This is a genomic window from Vibrio sp. Sgm 5 (assembly GCF_026241575.1).
In the GTDB taxonomy this organism is placed as follows: domain Bacteria; phylum Pseudomonadota; class Gammaproteobacteria; order Enterobacterales; family Vibrionaceae; genus Vibrio; species Vibrio jasicida.
On the sequence record NZ_JAPHPY010000007.1, the window covers coordinates 65947 to 81334 of the forward strand.

The following is a 15388-nucleotide window of genomic DNA, read 5'->3' on the forward strand; positions in this document are numbered from 1 at the left end:
AATGGTTAGAGAGTTAGAGACTCAATCGATAAAGGGTACCGATGGTGGTTTTTCCTTGAGGAGTAATGCGAGTTTTTTGTGCCAACAACAGCTCTGCAGTCGCGACCGCATCCGCTAACGCATTGTGTCCGTTGTACTCAGGCAGCCCATAGCGAGCGCGAGTACCAGAGAGAGTGACATCAATTTCGTCACGAGGATTAATCGCTTTCTGTAGATGCTTTTCAATGCACATGGTGTCGAGCCAAACCAAAGGCGGTTCGCTGAGTTTAAACACCCGCTGTAGATATTGATTGATGAACTGGGTTTCGACCACACACGCGTGAGCAACCAAGATCTTGCCTTTGGCGGCGTGGAAAAACGCACGCATGGCATCGTGAATAGAAACGCCTTCGGACAGCATTTGCGGCGTAATATGATTGATCACCGCGGTTTCTGGTTTGATTTGCGAATCACTATTGATGTACATGTGCTGGCTGGTGGCCAGATCCACCTTGCCATTCGAAATGTCTACCCAACCGATTGACAAAATCAAGTCTTCTTCACTGTCTAAGCCGGTCGTTTCCAAATCCAGCACAATGTAATTGGCGTCTTGTGCGAATTGCGCGGCTTCCAGACGTGGTGTTTGAACCAGCGCTTTAATGTGCTCTGGCATGGTTGTCTGTTTCACGTATTGCTCGCGCTTTCGATTCAGACGTGAGCAAGGATGAAAGTGTTCTAAGATTCGCTTCATTAACGGCTCCCAAAACGCACTTTCGCCGCTTCTTGCAAGTCAGCAATAATACGGAAGGCGTCTTTGAGGTGCTGGCGTTCAAAGCTACCGAATGTATTTGGGTCGATGTGGTTATTTGGCTCTTCACCGCGTTTCAGTGCTTCTAACTGATGACCAAAACGGAACGACAAGATGAACTGGTAGGCGTTCAGGATGTTCTTGTACGCATCTTCACTTAATACGCCCGCTTCATTCGCTGCTTTGAAACGCTCGTCGGTTGCCGTTAAATCACACTCAACCGCCAAACCGTAAATGCGCGCCAAATCAATGATCAGATTGATGGCGTATTTCTTCACATCGAGCGTTTTCTTGTTCTCACCCGACTTCTCCAAAACCAAACTGTTGAAGATGCCCAACGGTGGGTTGGTGTTCACCGCATCGTTCACAAGCATGGAGAGAAACTCACGATTGCTGCGAATGTTGGTATGCAGTTCATCTCGTAAGATACTCTCGTAATCTTTATTGCCGTAAAGGGTACGAATTTCCAAGAACACGCTGATGTTTAGCAAGCGCTCGTACTCTGGGTTGGCCACCCATTTCTTGTAGTACTTCTTCCAGACACTCAGTGTTTGGCACCACTTTGGCGTTGCGGCCATAAATTTGCCAGGACACAAAGGGTAATCACAGCTCGCAAGGCCGTTACTGACGATCATTGCAAGGTGCTTGAAGTAAATTCTGTCGTTCTCCGTCGCGTGGTCAGCAAGGACAATCGCGCTGTCTTGATCCGACAACATGTGGACTTCGTTTCGAGCGTGAGAGCCAGCCACAATCCATGAAAACTTACATGGTGGAGGACCAAGCTTATCAATCGCGATTTGAATCAAACGACGCGTGTATGCATCCATGATCATCGTCATCACTTTACCGATGACTTCCGGTGAAACGTGCCCATCCACCAAGGCTTCAAAGATCGCTTGGCGCTCTGGGGTAAAGCTCGACAGGGATTTCACGCTGCCTGCGTATTTGATTTTCTCGATCAAGAAGATGGCTTGCACACGGTGGTTTTGCACAAGGTGTGTCGTAGTCAGTACGCCGACGACCTTGTTGTTTTCCACTAATGGCAGGTTGCGAATATTGTGCTGCATCATCATCGATGCGGCATGCAAGACGAGATCATCCGGTTTGATGGTTTGCGGGTCGTGTGTCATCACTTCAGAAATAGGGCGGTCAGTACTTACCCCTTGTGCGATAACGCGCTTGGTCATATCGCGGTCGGTAATCAAGCCTACAATTTTGTCGTTCTCGTAAACCACAGCGCATGGCGAGCATTTGGTCAGCATCTCGTTTGCAACAGTTTGAATCGACTGGTCGGCAGTCACCACAGCAACGCGACCGCTGGCAACCTCACCAACGCGGCGAATGAACAAGCCTTTTTCTTTGTTTGACCACACCACATCCAGCGCGGATTTCAAGCGAACTTGCGCTTGAGAAGCAAAGTGCTCCGCACATTCTGGGTGGGTTTCGAACAGCTTTTTAAGGGCCGAGTTGGGAATCACATAAACCAGTGAGTTCTCGATTGCGATGGCGCGGTAGCCCTTAGTGCTGTCGATTTGGCTGCCAAGAAAGGTAAAACCGAAGATGTCTTCTGGCCCCAGTTTCGCACGTAACACACCATCGGACTTTCTTTGCTCCATGGAGCCAGTTCGTATGATGTAGAGCGACTTCTCTTGGCCTGTCACGCATTGGTCAATGACTTCACCTTTGCCAAGGTAAGTAATCTGCACGTGCGATGCGAGTTCACGTAAAGCGGGTTTTGGGATCTTGTCGAATGGGTCGACTTGCCCAATAAATTGCAGGATGTTTGGCAGCAAAGATTCAGTCATAACACAGCACTTTAATAAATTTAATTTGTATTATTATATATCTAAATTTAATCAAAGTATCACTGAATAAGAAGTTTTTTGTGAGGATAGAGAGGGTTCTGGCTAAAGCAAGAGGGGAGTAGAGACAAAAAAGCACGCGAAGGACGCGTGCTTTCAATGGTTTGTCGATGAACTTATTTTACTGGCGCTAAGCGGTGCTTAGAGTCTAATAAGTGATTTGCTGATGCTTGGCGCGCTTTGTCAGCGTTGCCTGCCATGATTGCATCGTAAATCTGACGGTGTTCTTTGATACAAGTGCTGCCTTCTTCCGAAGAGTGCGCAATAAAGTTAACGAACATCGTCGTCAGGATATTGCCGAATGGTAGGTAGAAGTCGTTACCCGTTGCATTGAAAATCAGGCTATGGAAACGAGTGTCAACTTCCATCCATTTTGCCTGATCAAACTCTTCCGCTTCTGCAACGTCGACCATCTGCTGGAAAGTTTCAGATAATTCAATACGTTGTTCCGCAGTAGCATGGATCGCAGCTAAGGCGCATGCTTCTGGCTCGATCGCGCGGCGTAAACCAAGGAATTGACCACAAAACTGGTCAGTATCTGCAAGACCGTCCATCCATTCAATCAGTTGAGGATCTAAGAAGTTCCAGTAAGCGCGGTTGATGACGCGAGTACCAACTTTAGGACGCGACTCAAGTAGGCCTTTCGACGTTAGCAATTTCACTGCTTCACGTAGTGCAGTACGGCTGATGCCAAATTGCTCACAAAGAACCATTTCGCCAGGTAGGATAGAGCCCTGAGGAAGCTTACCAGACAAAATACCACGTGCGATTTCACGCGCTACTTGCACATGAAGGCTTCGCTTAGAGCCTGAGATAGAATGAAATTCGCCAGACATAATCTTCACTTAATTACTAAATATGTATTATTTAAGCCGTACTATAGCACTCTTGCCCCCACCCACCAAGCAGATGTGAACGTAATATAAGAAGGTTCACATAACGCGTGTTTTCACTAGACACAATCAATGATTGCGTTGACTTGAGCGCTTCTTCAATATCGTTTTTATCGCTATCAAGTTGTTAAATTATTCATACAAATAATAGCTGTAAAATCCTACTTGCTGTGACCCAAACCACAAATGCAACGCAAAACTGACGAATTTTGCCGGATCTCGCTCAATTGGGCGCAAATACGCTTGCGACCGAAAGATCTTATTGTATGATTTATTTCAAAAGCACGAATAACTAACATAGGTAAACCGTCATGTTTAACGATTTGAAAGGTAAGCGCGTACTTATCACAGGTTCTACGTCAGGTATGGGCCTAGCGGCGGCACGCGTGTTCGCAAAATACGGCGCTAAAATCGGCATTAACAGTCATCAAACCGGTCCTGACGCAGATGCAGCAGTGACTGAGCTAACCGCACTTGGTGGCGATGTTAAGTTTTTCCAAGCGAACCTTATGGTGACCGCAGACTGCGAAAAACTGGTTAAGGAATTTTCCGATCATTTCGGTGGCATGGACGTGCTAATCAACAACGCTGGTGGTCTTGGCGGTCGTGAAAACCTAGAAAACATCGATGATGAGTTCTACAACCGTGTTATGGATCTGAACGCTCGTTCTGCGTTGATGACAACCAAATATTCCATCCCGCACCTTCGTGCATCCGCAGCGGAATCTGGTGAGACAGCATGTGTGATCAGCACTGGCTCTATCGCAGCTCGTGAAGGCGGCGGTGTTGGTGCTGGTATCTACGCAGCATCAAAAGCGTGGTTGCACGACATTCACCGTAACTGGGTGAAAGAGTTCACTAAAGACAACATCCGTTTCAACATCGTTTCTCCAGGCACTATCGACACCGCATTCCACGATGGTAAATCTGACGAGTTGAAAGCTGCAATCGCAAGCGGTATCCCTATGGGTCGCTTCGGCCGAATCGAAGAAGTAGCACCAACGTTTGCTTTCTTCGCTTCACATACATGTTCTGGTTACATCACTGGCCAAGTGCTGGATGTAAACGGCGGACAAATGGCGCCATAAGCGCTGATCTATTTCGTTTCAGACGAATACACTGACCTCAAAAAGCCAGCTTCGTCTGGCTTTTTTTGATCATTTATCAAGTGCTACGGCACTGGAAGCATAATTATAAGGAGCGTCAAATGGCAAAGTTTTCTCTTGTGGAGGATTCACACCGCAAGATCCATGTGCAAGTTGCCAGACAAATCGCCCGCAAAATACTGTCAGGTGAGCTAAACCAAAATGAAAAACTACCCAATGAGATGGATCTCTGTGACGCGTTTGGCGTGAGTCGCACAGCATTACGCGAGTCAACCAAACTGCTCTCGGCAAAAGGGTTAATCGAGTCAAAGCCGAAGGTGGGAACTACCATTCGTGCGCGTAACTATTGGCATTTTCTCGACCCTCAACTCTTGGAATGGATTCAAGATTTAGAAGATACCGAGCCGTTTTTGGCTCAGTTTTTGGGGCTGCGTAAAGCGATTGAACCAGAGGCTTGTGCCTTAGCGGCGAATAACGCAACAGCAGAGCAACGCAAAGAGTTGTCGGTTATTTTTCAGCGTATGACCTTGGCAGCCAATCGTTTCGATTATGACGACTGGACGGTCAACGACCACCTGTTTCACCAGACAATATTCCTTGCAACAGGCAATCAATTCTACATTCCGTTTAGCAATATTTTATCGACCATCTTCAAGCAGTTTATCGATCATTCAGCTGAAGGCGGTCGATTCTGTATTGAAGAGCATCGCGCGATTTACGATGCGATTATGGCGGGGAATGGAGACCAAGCTCGTATCTCGTCGCATACATTGCTTAACGACGAAAACCAAAAACTGGCTCAGGTCGTCAACGGTTGATGAATCAACGTGTATTTGGCTTTGCTCTAACGGTGAAAGGATAGGGCAAGGCCAACGTTTAGCGGCAATTGCGTCTTTGCTAGTTGCGCTTATGACAACCCCGAAAGGTCTACCATGTCTTCCCAACCCTATATAAGAAAAAATCTGTCCCTTGCTTGGCCGTTGGCCTTGAACGCATTATTAATGCAGTCGATGTTAATGATCGACACCTTCCTTGTCTCACCACTCGGTGAAGTTTCCCTTGCCGCCATGGGTATTGCCACCACCATTGTTTCCTTTGTTTTAGGTATCCAAATGGCATTGGCGAACGGCTCACAGTTGGTACTTAGTCGTGCAGTTGGATCTGGGCAACACCCATCCTTGAACAAAGGCTTCTGGGCGGGCTTAATTATCAACGTTTTGGTCGCGGTTGTGTTTTGGACACTGATTACCGCCTTCGACAAAGCGTTGATCAGTAAGTTAACCGACAATGTTGCTCTTTATGCAGAGACCGAACGTTACCTCGCTGTCGCCAAGTTCATCATCATCTTCAACGCGATTACCCAAGTCATGATCGCCTTGTTTAATGCCCTTGGCCGAACCAAAGTGCCGTTCAAAGGTTACTTGATTGAGCTGCCAGTCAACATGGCAATGTCGTACGTGTTGATTCATGGCTTTGCTGGTTTTGAGGGTATTGGTGTGCAAGGCGCGGCAGCGGGCAGCTTAATCGCCATCACCATTCGATTGCTGTACTTGACCCTGTGTATTCGATGGGATGATTCCATCGTCTTGTCAATTAAGAACCTAGATGCCTCACTGAAAGCCAACACGCTGAATCACTTTAAAGAGATTTTCCCCGTTGCAGCAAACGTGACGATGTTGCAAACCGGCGCGACTATCTACATGTTGTTGTATTCACAGCTTACATTGAACGCCTACGTAGCGATGACCATCGTGATGCCTTGGATCAAAGCAGGGACTCAGTTCATCACTGCGTGGGCACACTCGTCGGCGATCACGATCAGCCAAGCGATTGGTTCACGACAAATGGATGAACTGCGTAAGAATGTTGATATCAGCATCGATATGGCTGTGATGATCTCATTTGTCTCGGCGGCGTTCTTCTTAGCCTTAAGTTTTGTCCTACCGGATTTATACCCAGACCTAGACCCAAGTACCTACGTTGCCCTTGCTTCCATCGCACCGTTATACGTCTTTCTGCCGATTGTTCGTGGCTATAATACGGTACACGGCCATGTGTTGCGTGCGTTGGGCAAGACCACAGAAGTCTTCAAGATCAACTTCACTGGCCAGTGGATAGTGTCCATCCCATTGTGTGCATTAGTCATTCTGCATTGGGATCTCTCTTTCTTTTGGGCGTTCGCCGTTATGCCATTTGAAGAAATAGTGAAAGCACTGCCATTTAGGCACTTGGCGCGTAAATCACTCAACGAGTTTGATCTTAAGAAAGCTGAGAAGCTTATGTATGATTAATTTGTCGTTTTTATTTTGATTTTTCGTCTAGTAAAGAGCCCTCAATGATGAGGGCTTTTTTGCCGCTATAGTTTACTGCTGAGTGTTTGGTTTAAATAACCTGCTTTTATCTATCACTTTTTCTTAAAGTTTGATCCAAGTAGAACTTGAAGTGATCAAACTGTGAGCGATTTTACACACCCGAATTTCCGTTCGGTTTAATCTCTGGATTAATAATTAATATGTACGACAATAATACATAAATAAGGAAATCCAAATCCATGTGTAATAGCAAAAGACTGAACAAGAATCTCCTCGCTGCCGCCTTACTGACTACGTTACCAATGACCGCTTTGGCCCATAATCAGACACCTCATCCAGTGCCTGCGGATAAGTTCGATATGATGAACTGGAAGATCACCTTGCCAATGGACAAAGACAACAACGGTCGAGCGGATGAAATCGAAGGCGTGGCGATGCTCAGTTACTCACATCACCAATTTTTCTTCTTAGATGAAAACGACAATATGGTCTTTGAAGTGCCGAACATGGCCGTGACAACAAAGGGCTCTACAAACGCGCGTTCTGAGCTCCGTCAAATGGGGCGAGGTACTGATGTCGATATCAGCGTGAAAGCGCCAGAAAACAACTGGGCGATTGCTGCGCACCCTCAAGCGGAATCATTCAGCGCAGTAGGAGGAACATTAGAAGCGACATTAAAAGTAAACCACGTTGCTACGCGCTCTAAGAACCCAGAAAAATACCCAGCGTATTCCGTCGTGGTAGGGCAGATTCATGCAGGCAAAGATCCGGCTCAGTTAGAGGCGAACACAGGGTTTGGACACGGCAACGAACCACTAAAAATCTTCTACAAGAAATGGCCTAGCCATAAGATGGGATCGGTGTTCTGGACGTACGAACGCAACCTAGCGAAAGCGGATCCTGATCGCACAGACATCGCTTATCCAGTATGGGGTAATACATGGGAAAACAACGCCGAGCCGGGAGATAAAGGCATCGCACTTGGTGAAGAGTTCAGCTACAGCGTAAAAGTCGAAGGTAACATTATGCAGCTTGTGTTCGAAGCCGAAGACCACCCAACCGTGAAGTATGAACTCGACTTGAGCAATAACGTCGACGCTTATGGAAAAGTGGATAAGAAAGACTTCGCGAAAGGTTATGCGAACGAGTGGTTCTACTTTAAAGCGGGCGCTTACGGACAATGCAGCGTGAAAACTGGTGATAACTTCTGGGCGACAGGTTGTGAAGGAACGGGAGATTTCGAGACGGATAAGAAGTACGGCGATTACAGCAGCGCCAACTTTTCTGAGTTGAAGCTAAACGGCAAGTAAGATATCGCTTTAACGTCCCTAATCATTGGATTCCAATGGTTGGGGATTTTTTATGCCTCCAACAAAACATGTACAAACGATTTGATTGGTATTGATAAAACGAAGAGGGGGCTGTTGATGGAAGTAAACGAAAAAAAGCCGGACATGACGCCCGGCTTTGAATTAGTTCCCGATTTTTACATTAATTTTTAGTGACTAGCTAAAGATTAAATTTGTGCGAATGCGCCTTCCCAAGTGTAAGTCACACCGTCGAACTCAACGCGATGAGCGGCGTTCTGTTTGTCTTCGTCTAGGTTGCAGATAGCGAAGTGGTAAGCGTTGCCTGTGGTAGTTTGCAGACGAATCACGGTACCCACTTCGTTGTTGCCAACGACGGTTACTGACTCTACAAGACCGCGAGCGCCAACCGATGCTTCGATAGACTCGTTGAAGTAACCGTGTGTCTCTAACACAGAAGCAAACACGTGGTTCTGACCAGATTGACGTAGGATCAGTGCTGGTTCGCTCTTCAAGTTGAAGTCTGGATCATTTGCGCCAGTGCGAGTGAAGAACACTTTGCCGCCGTTTGTAGCGCTTGTGATTAGCGAGTAGTAGCTGTTGTCGTGCAACCAGCTTACAAGCGAGCTGCCTTCAACTTGGCCTGAACCCACATTCCATAGATGCTGGTAGCCGTTGTCTTCGCCCATTGGACGCAGCGTGCTTTCTACGTCGTATTCAAAATCCGTACGGATGATTTGACCAGAGTAATGCACTGGCAGGTCGTATTGGTGCTCTTGATCTGCTTCGATGCGGTAAACATCAATCACAAGCGGTTTTTCGAATTCTGGCAATTCAGCAAGAATAATGCTGCGTTGCATGTCTACACCGTTGTAGTAACCAGAGATGCGACCGCTCATGCCTTGCAGTTTTTCGTCATCAGCTTTGAAGAAGTGCTTAGAACCGAACTTGGTTTCTGCTAGTGCTGTGTCGAAGTTGTTTTGTGTCTTTTGATCAACCGTTACTGTGTTGTGCGCGACAGTCTGCTTACAGTAAGACTTGTTCTCTGGGATATAACGACCGCCAAATTTAGGCTCAACGTTTACCCAGCGACCAAAGCCGTAATCGTGCAGCACTTCATGACCGCGGTTAAATACGCTCAGGTGCAGACCATCGTAGTGACCGTGGTCTAGCGCTGAGTGGTACTGGTGATCGCTGCCGTGTTGACCAAACCAGATAAGCGCCATCGTGTCGTCATCTTGCTCGTCACGGTGACGAAGAATGCTTACGCCACCTTTTTCGCCCTCTGGACCGTCAGTCACGAATAGGCTACCCCAGTTGAACGGTTTGATGTTGTCTGTTGCTGCAACTGCGTCAGACAATGTCTTGCCTGAGATATGAACCCAAACATCTTGCTGGTGGTCAGCCATGCCAAGTAGCGTTTCAGTTTGTTCGTAACGGTGGTAACACACAGACGTGGCCATGATTACGCCTTCATCGTTGATCGAAATCGTCTTCGATGAATCGTTCAATGCTGGCAAAGTACCATCTGGGAATGCCGTCTTAAATACTGCGTAAGACGTGGTCTTGATTACAGAGTCGTTGAACTCGTAAATACCAAGCTCAGGCTGACGACGTTCAATCGCTTCTGCGAATAGGTAGATTGGACGCAGCGAGAAACGGTGGTAGTAAGGACCTTCCATGTAGTAGCCATCTGGTGAAAACAGTTGGTCTAACTGAGCTAGGAAGCCGCCGCTAACTTTATCCAGTTTCAAGCCGTAAAGCGCTTTGTCTACCGCTTCTTGATCGTTAATTGCGTAACCACAGATACCTACTGCTGCTACTGCCCACAGACCGTGGTTGTGTACGATGTCAAAGTCGTGACCGTAAGTGACTACGAACAGCTCAATCATTTGTTTGAACAGATCGTTTTCAATCTGTGTTTTTTGCTCTTCTTCCAATGTGTGGTAAATGCAGCTGTACGCACAAGACGCGTATAGCATCCACATGTTCTCGTTCAGAGTTTGGTGGAAGATCTTACCCGGAGGGTTAGAGTCACGGCTGGTGTTGCTCTCTAGCGTCGGGTATACCTTCGCGTAAGCCGTTAGCATGTCCACGATGTAATCGCGGTACTTCTGTTCGCCAGTGATAAGGAATAGGCGACCCGCTAGATCAATGTGGATGTAGTTTTGCTTGTGACGGTTGTGCTCGTAACCGCCACCTTCGCCGTGACCTGGAACTTCAATACCCACCTCGGCCATGTAAGCGTCAGTTTGTTTGATGTCACGTGCTAATGCATTTCCTAATAGGCTATCCGTGCCAAGTGCTTTGCTCAATTCTGCCGCTTCTTCAAAGTTCATTAATAGCGGTTGGTAAGACTGGGTTTGGTAGCTCATTATTATTTCTCCTGCCCGAATGCGTTCACTTCTAGAGAGTAGAAGCCATTCCAGCTGTAGGTTTTACCGTTCAATTCTACTTGGTGTGGGGTTTGGTCGTCAGCGCCTAGGACATTGCTGATCATCACAGTAACCAGTGATTTCTCAGTAGTGATTTCTACGATGCTGCCAACGGCGTTGTAACCCACGACGCGGATATCTTTCACCTGACCACGTGCATTCACCGATTGTTCAAACTCTTCGTTGAAGTAGCCGTGTGTTTCTAGCACAGAAGCAAATAGCGTCGATTCGCCCTTGCTGCGTAGGATGAATGCCGGTTCGCTACGTAGGTTAAAGCTTGGGTCATTGGCGCCAGTGCGAGTGAAGATTACTTCATTATCGTCGTTCTGTTTCGCGCTGCTGCTTGTGCCTAACCAAGTGTAGTAGGTGTTGTTTTGTAGCCAGCTAACCAGCGCCGTATCTTGCACTTTGCCGCTTGCTACTTTCCAAAGGTGTTGGTAACCGAAGTCATCGCCAAGCGTGTTCAGTTCACCAAAGCTTTGGTAATCGAAGTTAGTACGTACGATTTGGCCATCGTATTGATGAGAGTAGTCGTACTGATGCTCGCCTTGACCTTCGATGCGATAAAGGTCTAGCAATAGCGGTGCTTCAAGCTCATCTAGGTTAAGCATGAACACACTGCGTTGCATGTCTGTATTCGGGTAATGGTCGTTCGCAAACGCGCTCATACCGTTGATCTCAGTGCCTTCTACTTTGAAGAAGTGAGGCAAACCATGCACCGAATCAGCGCGGTCTACATCGAAACCATTCTGACATTGCTCATCAATCGTTACCGCGTTGTGCGCGATAGTTTGACGTGCGTACGATTTGTTTTCGTCTAGGTAACGACCGCCGAATTTAGGCTCTACGTTTACCCAGCGACAGAAGCCGTATTCACGCAGCACTTCTTGACCACGGTTAAAGAAAGTAATGCCAAGCGTATCGAAGTTACCATGTCCCATGCCGTGTTGACCGTAGTTCATCACAAGCTGTGACACATCACCGGTTTTATCCTGCATACGGATAAAGCCTTGTGCTCCGTTGTTACCAGTTGGGCCTTCGTTAAGTTCCACGCTTGGCCAGAAAGGCATGCCGATTTCACGGTCTGCGATTGCTTTATCGTAGGCTTGAGAAAGCTCAAGACCACATGGGTGCATCCAAACGGCGTTTTGAATCTTCGCCATGCCAAGGATGTTGTCATCCAAGCCGTAGTGCTTGCTGTAAACACTCACTGCAACTTGAACACCCATGTCGGTAATGCTCATGGTACGAGATGCATCGTTTAGGGCAGGGAACTCACCATTCGGGTAAGCCGTTGCCAGCATCGCTTGTACTGTGTTGCCAATCACTTTGTTTTTGTAGTTGTAGATGTCTACTTCAGGCATGTGACGGTGTACTACTTCTGCAAATACACAAGTTGGACGAATCGCATAACGATGGTAGTACGGACCTTCCATGTAGTAACCAGAAGGGGCGAACAACTGTGAGATTTGCGCTAGGAAGCCACCGGTATCATCACGATCTTGACCGTATACCGACATCTCTAGATATTCAGGTTTGCCAATGGCTAGACCACAGATACCAACAGCCGCAACTGCCCAGATACCGTGGTTGTGAATACGGTCGAAATCGTGCGCGTATTTCACTGTGAACATGTCTAGCATTGGTTCGAAAATGCGCTCAACAACAGCTGTGCGCTCTTCTTCTGTCATCACTGATGCCACGCAAGAGTAAGCAAGGCTAGTAAACATTAACCAACAGTGTTCATTAAGGATCTGGTGGAAAAGACGACCTGTTGGGTTAGTGTTTTTCTGTACGTGGAAATCAAAAGTGAGGTACTTCTCTGCGTAAATAGCGAGAAGATCTTTAACGAACTGCGCGTACTTTTCTTCTTGAGTGATCAAGAACAAACGACCCGCTAAATTCATGTAGGTATAGTTTTGTTTGTGGCGGTTGTGCTCGTAGCCACCCGCTTCGCCGTGACCTGGTACGTCTAGAGGCAGACGCATAAAGGCTTCAAGTTCCTTGCGATTCGCTTCAATGGATTTACCCATTAAGCTCGGCTTTCCGACTTCCTTTCTTAGTAGTTCGACTTCTGCTTCAGTCAACAAAATCGGTTGTGTAGTCATTTCTTTACCACCCTCAGATGAAGTGTGTTGTTTTCTTAAACTTTCTATAAAGTAATACAATATTAAGTTTGGGTGTAGTTTTTGTGGCAAAAAGGGAGAGTGAAATCACGCGAATTTAGCTAACTTATTGATTTATATAGCTGTGATAATCCTTGTTGTGACTGATGTTTCGGCGTTATCAATCGTTAAGTGGAATGCTTTAACGAGCACCATTTGATGAATATCACATATTTTTAGATATATTGTATGACAATTAAAGTAGATCGGATATGCTCGTTACCAATTCAACAGCAGACCCTTTCGCTTTGCGTTTCACTTTTATCAATACGACGCTTTTTTAAGAGAACCTTTTAATAAAAGCATGGTTAAGAATGAAGTGCCGTAGGGTTCGCTTTAATAGAGACTTTTTAGGAGTATGACGATGAATTCTTTCTTTGTATTAGATGAGAACCCGTGGGAAGAGCTAGGCGGCGGTATCAAACGTAAAATTGTTGCTTACACAGATGACCTAATGGCGGTTCACCTATGTTTTGATAAAGGTGCGATTGGCGCTCCGCATACTCACGAAATCCACGATCAAATCGGTTACGTAGTACGTGGCAGCTTTGAAGCGGAAATCGAAGGCGAGAAGAAAGTACTAAAAGAAGGCGACGCATACTTTGCTCGTAAGCACATGATGCACGGTGCGGTTGCACTAGAGCAAGACAGCATTCTTCTAGACATTTTCAACCCAGCTCGTGAAGACTTCTTAAAATAATCTATAGCGCAACCTCAGTTGCTAAGGTGACAACATGAAATCATTAAACATCGCGGTCATTGGCGAATGTATGGTTGAGCTACAGAAGAAGGAAGGTCAGCTAAAGCAGTCATTCGGTGGTGATACGTTGAATACCGCACTGTATTTATCTCGTTTGACCAAAGCTCACGATATTAAAACCAGCTATGTAACGGCTTTGGGTAACGATCCTTTTAGCCAAGAAATGCTATCAGCATGGCAAGAAGAGGGCATCGATACTAGTCTGGTTCTTTCTGTTAAAGAAAAGCAACCAGGTATCTACTACATCGAAACCGATGAAACTGGCGAACGTTACTTCCACTACTGGCGAAACGAAGCGGCCGCTAAGTTCCTATTCGAGCAAAACGAGTCTCCGGTACTAGTCGACAAACTTTACTCGTACGATGCGGTTTACTTGAGCGGTATTACATTAGCGATCCTTACTGAAGAAGGTAAGACGCAACTGTTTGGCTTCCTTGAGCGCTTCAAGGCACAAGGTGGTAAGGTTATTTTCGATAACAACTACCGTCCTAAATTGTGGGAAAGCCGCGAGAATGCCATGTCTTGGTACCTTAAGATCCTTAAGCACACAGATATCGCACTGCTCACATTTGAAGATGAGCAAATGCTTTACGGTGACGAGCATCTAGAACAGTGCATCGAGAGAACCTCTGCACTTGGCGTGGATGAAATCATCATTAAACGTGGCAGCAAAGATTGCTTGGTTGTGGCGAATGGCGAAGCGCAATACGTGGCGCCAAATAAAGTCGACAACGTGATTGATACAACAGCAGCTGGTGATTCTTTCAGTGCTGGCTTCTTGGCGAAGCGTTTGACTGGCGGCAACGCAGCGGAATCGGCTTACTCTGGCCACTGTATGGCTGGCGCGGTTATTCAGCATAAAGGTGCCATCATTCCACGTGAAGTGATGCCAGATCTTCCTTTGTAATTCTTTTGCGGAGTGTTGAGTAATCGGCGCTCCGCAGTGATTTATTGAACTCAAGTTAACGACGACGAGTACACTCTTATGACGACATTAAACGAACAATTAGCAAACCTAAAAGTAATTCCTGTTATTGCCATCAACAAAGCAGAAGATGCGATCCCTCTTGGTCGTACTTTGGTTGAAAACGGTATGCCTTGCGCAGAAATCACGTTCCGCACAGAGTGTGCTGCAGAAGCGATTCGTGCTATGCGCGCTGAGTTCCCAGAAATGCTGATCGGTGCAGGTACGATCCTAACTAACGAGCAAGTTGACCAAGCGATCGAAGCTGGTGTGGACTTTATCGTAAGCCCTGGTTTTAACCCTCGCACGGTTCAATACTGCCTAGACAAAGGCGTGGCTATCGTACCTGGCGTAAACAACCCAAGCCTTGTTGAGCAAGCGATGGAAATGGGTCTGCGTACACTTAAGTTCTTCCCTGCTGAGCCATCTGGCGGTGTTGGTATGCTTAAAGCACTAACGGCGGTTTACCCAGTAAAATTCATGCCAACAGGTGGTGTGAGCCTAGGTAACGTAGACGAGTACTTGTCTATCCCTTCAGTACTGGCATGTGGCGGTACTTGGATGGTTCCAACAAAACTTATCGATGAAGGTAAGTGGGATGAACTAGGTACACTGGTTCGCGACGCAGTAGCTCACGTAGCATAAGTGTCGTAACACCCCGATAAAACTAGCGAAAGAATGAAAAGCGAGCCTCAGGGCTCGCTTTTTTGTGTTTGAAAGAGGCGAGATGGGAGAATCGAGGTGCGAGAACGGAAAGCGCTGAACTTTCCCTGCGTCACTCTCGAGAGCGACGAAGG

The 15388-nt window shown here is 46.8% G+C and carries 12 protein-coding genes; 7 read left to right on the plus strand and 5 right to left on the minus strand.

What is annotated here, in order from left to right:
* Positions 1-13 precede the first annotated feature (13 nt).
* The 3 genes from OQJ86_RS05875 to OQJ86_RS05885 all read right to left on the minus strand — a co-directional run bounded on the left by OQJ86_RS05875 (position 14) and on the right by OQJ86_RS05885 (position 3485).
* The gene (locus OQJ86_RS05875; protein WP_104034588.1) at positions 14-730 is read right to left on the minus strand and encodes a 3'-5' exonuclease; all 717 of its coding nucleotides are present in this window, start codon (positions 728-730) and stop codon (positions 14-16) included.
* Complete coding sequence (locus tag OQJ86_RS05880; RefSeq protein WP_042600861.1) at positions 730-2592, minus strand: putative nucleotidyltransferase substrate binding domain-containing protein; 1863 nt, start codon at positions 2590-2592, stop codon at positions 730-732. The genes OQJ86_RS05875 and OQJ86_RS05880 overlap by 1 nt, the downstream gene beginning before the upstream one ends.
* A 173-nt stretch (positions 2593-2765) precedes the next feature.
* Complete coding sequence (locus OQJ86_RS05885; protein ID WP_038866981.1) at positions 2766-3485, minus strand: FadR/GntR family transcriptional regulator; 720 nt, start codon at positions 3483-3485, stop codon at positions 2766-2768.
* Between the two features lie 368 nt (positions 3486-3853).
* Here OQJ86_RS05885 and OQJ86_RS05890 point away from each other — a divergent pair, with 368 nt between their 5' ends.
* The 4 genes from OQJ86_RS05890 (at position 3854) to OQJ86_RS05905 (ending at position 8270) form a co-directional block, all read left to right on the plus strand.
* Complete coding sequence (locus tag OQJ86_RS05890; RefSeq protein ID WP_042600860.1) at positions 3854-4630, plus strand: SDR family NAD(P)-dependent oxidoreductase; 777 nt, start codon at positions 3854-3856, stop codon at positions 4628-4630.
* Positions 4631-4749: 119 nt separating this feature from the next.
* Complete coding sequence (locus tag OQJ86_RS05895) at positions 4750-5466, plus strand: FadR/GntR family transcriptional regulator (RefSeq protein ID WP_042600859.1); 717 nt, start codon at positions 4750-4752, stop codon at positions 5464-5466.
* 183 nt (positions 5467-5649) lie between these two features.
* Complete coding sequence (locus tag OQJ86_RS05900) at positions 5650-6939, plus strand: MATE family efflux transporter (protein ID WP_038866988.1); 1290 nt, start codon at positions 5650-5652, stop codon at positions 6937-6939.
* A 260-nt stretch (positions 6940-7199) separates the two neighbouring features.
* Positions 7200-8270 (plus strand): polysaccharide lyase family 7 protein, encoded by a 1071-nt coding sequence (locus OQJ86_RS05905; protein WP_265987140.1) that lies wholly within the window; start codon positions 7200-7202, stop codon positions 8268-8270.
* Positions 8271-8476: 206 nt separating this feature from the next.
* Here OQJ86_RS05905 and OQJ86_RS05910 read toward each other — a convergent pair whose 3' ends face one another.
* A complete protein-coding gene (locus OQJ86_RS05910; RefSeq protein ID WP_265987143.1) occupies positions 8477-10642 on the minus strand; it encodes a heparinase II/III domain-containing protein in 2166 nt (721 codons plus the stop codon).
* A gap of 2 nt (positions 10643-10644) precedes the next feature.
* Complete coding sequence (locus OQJ86_RS05915; RefSeq protein ID WP_095759891.1) at positions 10645-12810, minus strand: heparinase II/III domain-containing protein; 2166 nt, start codon at positions 12808-12810, stop codon at positions 10645-10647.
* A gap of 421 nt (positions 12811-13231) precedes the next feature.
* Between OQJ86_RS05915 and OQJ86_RS05920 the strand changes: the two genes are divergently transcribed.
* The 3 genes from OQJ86_RS05920 (at position 13232) to OQJ86_RS05930 (ending at position 15236) form a co-directional block, all read left to right on the plus strand.
* Positions 13232-13567 (plus strand): cupin domain-containing protein, encoded by a 336-nt coding sequence (locus OQJ86_RS05920; protein ID WP_005450851.1) that lies wholly within the window; start codon positions 13232-13234, stop codon positions 13565-13567.
* 34 nt (positions 13568-13601) lie between these two features.
* Positions 13602-14534: a sugar kinase gene (locus OQJ86_RS05925; protein WP_045409624.1), complete on the plus strand. Its 933-nt coding sequence runs from the start codon at positions 13602-13604 to the stop codon at positions 14532-14534.
* Positions 14535-14612: 78 nt separating this feature from the next.
* Positions 14613-15236, plus strand: coding sequence for a bifunctional 4-hydroxy-2-oxoglutarate aldolase/2-dehydro-3-deoxy-phosphogluconate aldolase (locus OQJ86_RS05930; protein WP_005388506.1), 624 nt, complete (start codon positions 14613-14615; stop codon positions 15234-15236).
* The last annotated feature ends 152 nt before the right edge of the window (positions 15237-15388 follow it).

Excerpts from the sequence above, each read along its gene's own strand:
- OQJ86_RS05875 (WP_104034588.1), bottom strand. The coding sequence starts at position 730 with ATGAAGCGAATCTTAGAACACTTTCATCCTTGCTCACGTCTGAATCGA.
- OQJ86_RS05880 (WP_042600861.1), bottom strand. The coding sequence starts at position 2,592 with ATGACTGAATCTTTGCTGCCAAACATCCTGCAATTTATTGGGCAAGTC.
- OQJ86_RS05885 (WP_038866981.1), bottom strand. The coding sequence starts at position 3,485 with ATGTCTGGCGAATTTCATTCTATCTCAGGCTCTAAGCGAAGCCTTCAT.
- OQJ86_RS05890 (WP_042600860.1), top strand. The coding sequence starts at position 3,854 with ATGTTTAACGATTTGAAAGGTAAGCGCGTACTTATCACAGGTTCTACG.
- OQJ86_RS05895 (WP_042600859.1), top strand. The coding sequence starts at position 4,750 with ATGGCAAAGTTTTCTCTTGTGGAGGATTCACACCGCAAGATCCATGTG.
- OQJ86_RS05900 (WP_038866988.1), top strand. The coding sequence starts at position 5,650 with ATGCAGTCGATGTTAATGATCGACACCTTCCTTGTCTCACCACTCGGT.
- OQJ86_RS05905 (WP_265987140.1), top strand. The coding sequence starts at position 7,200 with ATGTGTAATAGCAAAAGACTGAACAAGAATCTCCTCGCTGCCGCCTTA.
- OQJ86_RS05910 (WP_265987143.1), bottom strand. The coding sequence starts at position 10,642 with ATGAGCTACCAAACCCAGTCTTACCAACCGCTATTAATGAACTTTGAA.
- OQJ86_RS05915 (WP_095759891.1), bottom strand. The coding sequence starts at position 12,810 with ATGACTACACAACCGATTTTGTTGACTGAAGCAGAAGTCGAACTACTA.
- OQJ86_RS05920 (WP_005450851.1), top strand. The coding sequence starts at position 13,232 with ATGAATTCTTTCTTTGTATTAGATGAGAACCCGTGGGAAGAGCTAGGC.
- OQJ86_RS05925 (WP_045409624.1), top strand. The coding sequence starts at position 13,602 with ATGAAATCATTAAACATCGCGGTCATTGGCGAATGTATGGTTGAGCTA.
- OQJ86_RS05930 (WP_005388506.1), top strand. The coding sequence starts at position 14,613 with ATGACGACATTAAACGAACAATTAGCAAACCTAAAAGTAATTCCTGTT.